Origin of the sequence: Streptomyces sp. NPDC059668 (genome assembly GCF_042734135.1) — a bacterium.
Classification (GTDB): domain Bacteria; phylum Actinomycetota; class Actinomycetes; order Streptomycetales; family Streptomycetaceae; genus Streptomyces.
In genome coordinates this window covers 70,377-73,771 of record NZ_JBHWEL010000044.1, presented here as the reverse complement: position 1 = coordinate 73,771, position 3,395 = coordinate 70,377, and the positions used below count along the sequence as shown (strand labels likewise).

General features: G+C 73.1%; 5 protein-coding genes. 4 read left to right on the top strand and 1 reads right to left on the bottom strand.

What is annotated here, in order from left to right:
* The first annotated feature begins 164 nt into the window (after positions 1-164).
* A complete protein-coding gene (gene coaE, locus ACFV2J_RS27260; RefSeq protein ID WP_385097422.1) occupies positions 165-773 on the top strand; it encodes a dephospho-CoA kinase in 609 nt (202 codons plus the stop codon).
* Positions 774-823: 50 nt separating this feature from the next.
* Positions 824-1,204 carry a tetratricopeptide repeat protein gene (locus ACFV2J_RS27255; RefSeq protein WP_385097419.1) on the top strand — a complete coding sequence of 127 codons (381 nt, stop codon included), beginning with the start codon at positions 824-826 and terminating at the stop codon, positions 1,202-1,204.
* A 63-nt stretch (positions 1,205-1,267) separates the two neighbouring features.
* Here the strand turns inward: ACFV2J_RS27255 and ACFV2J_RS27250 are convergent, their stop codons facing one another.
* Positions 1,268-1,534: a DUF6343 family protein gene (locus ACFV2J_RS27250; protein ID WP_385097416.1), complete on the bottom strand. Its 267-nt coding sequence runs from the start codon at positions 1,532-1,534 to the stop codon at positions 1,268-1,270.
* Between the two features lie 106 nt (positions 1,535-1,640).
* Here ACFV2J_RS27250 and ACFV2J_RS27245 point away from each other — a divergent pair, with 106 nt between their 5' ends.
* The gene (locus ACFV2J_RS27245) at positions 1,641-2,627 is read left to right on the top strand and encodes an acyltransferase domain-containing protein (protein WP_385097413.1); all 987 of its coding nucleotides are present in this window, start codon (positions 1,641-1,643) and stop codon (positions 2,625-2,627) included.
* A 184-nt stretch (positions 2,628-2,811) separates the two neighbouring features.
* Positions 2,812-3,267 (top strand): DoxX family protein, encoded by a 456-nt coding sequence (locus tag ACFV2J_RS27240; protein WP_385097410.1) that lies wholly within the window; start codon positions 2,812-2,814, stop codon positions 3,265-3,267.
* Positions 3,268-3,395 lie beyond the last annotated feature (128 nt).

Genomic DNA, 3,395 nt, shown 5'->3' with positions numbered 1-3,395 from the left:
GTCGGGTCCTTCGCACCGGATCGCCGGGCCGCGCCCGCCCGGTGCGAAGGGCCCGACACGGCCCGGCACCCCGGCGGCCTCCGGCACCGCCCCCGGCCAGGAGCGGGCTCGACGCACGGGGGCCGCGGCGGTGCCTGTCAGGGGCAGGCCCTAGGCTTCCCGGCATGTTGAAGGTGGGCCTGACCGGCGGTATCGGCGCCGGCAAGAGCGAGGTGTCGCGACTCCTCGTCGAGCACGGCGCGGTACTGGTCGACGCGGACCGCATCGCGCGGGAGGTCGTCGCACCCGGAACTCCCGGGCTCGCGGCCGTCGTCGAGGCCTTCGGCGCGGAGGTGCTCGCACCGGACGGCAGCCTGGACCGCCCCGGACTGGGCTCGATCGTCTTCGCCGACCCCGCGAAGCTCGCGGTCCTGAACTCGATCGTGCACCCCCTGGTGGGGGCTCGTTCCCGCGCCCTGGAGAGTGCCGCCGCACCCGACTCCGTGGTCGTCCACGACGTCCCCCTCCTCACCGAGAACTCCCTCGCGGCGCTGTACGACCTCGTGATCGTCGTGGACGCCGCGCCCGAGACCCAGCTCGACCGGCTGGTGCGGCTGCGCGGAATGACCGAGGCGGACGCCCGTGCCCGCATGGCCGCCCAGGCCACCCGCGAACAGCGCCTCGCGATCGCCGACGTCGTCATCGACAACGACGTACCCCTGGAGCGGCTCGAGCGGCGCGTGGACGAGGTATGGGCGGATCTGGTGCGCCGAGCGCACGCCCGCGAGGAATAGCGGCCCGTGTCCGGGGCGTTGAACGCATGAAGTGAGGGAAGGAGTGAGCCGTGCCCGAGATCAGCGGACCGACCGGACGTACTCCGGAGACGCATGTCATCGACTTCCGCGCCGCCGAGCAGCTGCTCGCCGCGCGTGACCCGCGGGGCGCGGTGAAGCTGCTCGACCCCGTGATCGCCGCGCACCCCGAGAACACGGCGGCCCGTCTGCTGCGCGCGCGTGCCTTCTTCGCCGCCGCGCAACTGCGGCCCGCCGAGCTGGAGTTCACGATCGTGCTGGAGCGCGAGCCGGACAACGCGTTCGCGCACTTCGCGCTCGCCCGCACCTACGAGCGCCAGCTCCGCCCCGAGCAGGCCAAGCGGCACTTCAGACTGGCGGCGGCGCTCGATCCGAAACCGCAGTACCTGGAAGCCGCCCGCTTCGACTCCTAGAGGCGTGTCGCGAAGGTCCCGTCGTCCGCCCGGAGGGCGGGCCCAGCGGCTTTTGGCGCCGGCCTAGCGGCGCCGTTCCTCCGGCGGCTGGTACGGCGGGATGTCACGGCTCGGCTGATAGTGCGGGCCCTGATGGATGTGCCACAGGATCACGGTCATGTCCACCGTGGCCACCAGCCACAGCGCGCCGCAGACGGCGGCCCACCCGGGCCGTCCGGCCAGCGCGAACGCGACCGTTCCGAAGATCGCCCAGGCCAGGCCCCAGGCACTCAGCCAGAAGCGCATCCGCAGGGCACTGCGCGCTGTCGTCGGTTCACTGCCTGTACGCATCGGGGATCACCGTTCCCGGACCACCGTTCCTACGGAAAACGTACTCTCGTCGTGCACGTTCACCAAAGGGACGACGGCGACGGCCGGACCGACGGGGGAGGCGACAGTGCTGGTGGAGGCGCTGCGGGCGGACGCGAGGCTCGCCGAGTGGCTGAGGGACCTGGAGAGCGAGGCCGAGCCCCGGACGGAGGAGGTGCTGCCGGACGCGGACGAGCTGGCGGACGTCCTGCTCGACCTCTCCGTGGCCCACGAACACGTCAACGAGCTCGTCGCCCTGCGCTCCCGGCTCGCCGCGGACCCGGAGGCGATGACGCTGCTCACGCGGTGCGTCGCCCGTTTCGTACGGGACATGGGGGAGATCGGGAAGGGATGGGAGCCGCCCGCGTTCCCCGCCTCGACGGGGTCCCTCGGACGCTGCTTCCACCTGTACGTCTTCATCGCGGCGCTCCCGTACGTCCGCGCCCACCACCACGCGCGCGGCATCCCCGACGACGTGTCCAGGCGCACCCTCGCCGACCTCGGGCGGCAGGTGGCGGTGCACCGCAGACGGCACGGCACGCCGGGGCTGCTGTTCCCCTGGTGGATCGCCCTCCACTTCCACGGTGAGCTGTTCCAGCTGGGCCGGCTGCAGTTCCAGCGGGCCCGGCTCGGTCAGCGCACCGGCGGTGCCGTCGCGGCGGCGGGCCTCGGCTCCGGACCGGGCGACCCCTGCCTGAGCGTGCACATAGCCGACTTCCGCGGACCGCTGTCGCCCGCCGCCTGCGAACGGTCGCTGGCCCTGGCACGGGAGTTCTTCGCCCGGTACTACCCCGACGAGCGCTACGAGGTGGCGGAGTGCCATTCCTGGCTGCTGGATCCGCAGCTCGGGCGGTACCTGCCGGCGGACTCGAACATCATGCGCTTCCAGGAACGTTTCCGCGTCGCGTACCAGGAGCCGACCCCGGACGACGGGGTGCCGGTCGGGTTCGTCTTCGGTGATCCCGAGCTGCCCACCCGTGACCTGCCGAGGCGCACCGCCGTGGAGCGGGCGGTGGGGGACCATCTGCGCGACGGCGGCCACTGGTACGTCGGGCACGGCTGGTTCGCGCTGTAGAACCCCCTCGGACGGGACCCCCTCGGACGTGCCCCCCTCGGACGTGCCCTCTCGGACGAGTGAGGGAGGGCAGGGACGGGGCGCCGGCCGGTCCGGCCGGTCCGGCCGGCGGCGATGAGTTCCGGATGCCCGCCCGGTCTATCCCTGCGACAGCACGCCGTACCGCTTCGCACAGGAGACCCCCATGTCCGAGACCACCGTCCCCGCCACCCCGGCCGTCCCCACCCCCGGCCCGTCGCGCTCCCGCACCCTCCGTGGCCGGGGCGCGCGGATTCCGCTGGGCGCCCTGCAGATCGTGCTCGGGCTCTTCTACGTGTTCGCGAGCGCCCTGCCCAAGCTCATCGCGCACCCGTCGGCGGCCGAGTCCTTCGACAAGCTCGGCTGGGGCAGCACGGGCATGTACCTCATCGGCACACTCGAACTCACCGGTGGCGTCGCCCTGTTGATCCCGCTGCTGTCCTCGGTCGCGGCGGTGGCGCTCAGCGCGCTGATGGTCGGCGCCTTCATCGTGAACGTCACCGTGCTGCACGGACCGTACGTGGCGACCCCGCTCGTCCTGATCCTGCCGCTCGCGCTGATCGCGTGGGCACGCAGGAGTCACAACGCCGAGCTGGCCCGGCTGGTACGACGAAGGGCGTGACCGCCGTACGCCGTGGGGGGGGGGCCCCGGGGGGGGGGGGGGGCCCCCCCCCCGGGTCCCCGGGCGGGCGGGGGGTGGGGGGGCGCGGGGCGGGGCCCCCCCCCCCGGGTCGGTTTAAAAAAATAAAG

Coding starts and splice junctions, on each gene's coding strand:
- ACFV2J_RS27250 (WP_385097416.1), bottom strand. CDS start 1,534: ATGCGTACAGGCAGTGAACCGACGACAGCGCGCAGTGCCCTGCGGATG.
- ACFV2J_RS27240 (WP_385097410.1), top strand. CDS start 2,812: ATGTCCGAGACCACCGTCCCCGCCACCCCGGCCGTCCCCACCCCCGGC.
- coaE (WP_385097422.1), top strand. CDS start 165: ATGTTGAAGGTGGGCCTGACCGGCGGTATCGGCGCCGGCAAGAGCGAG.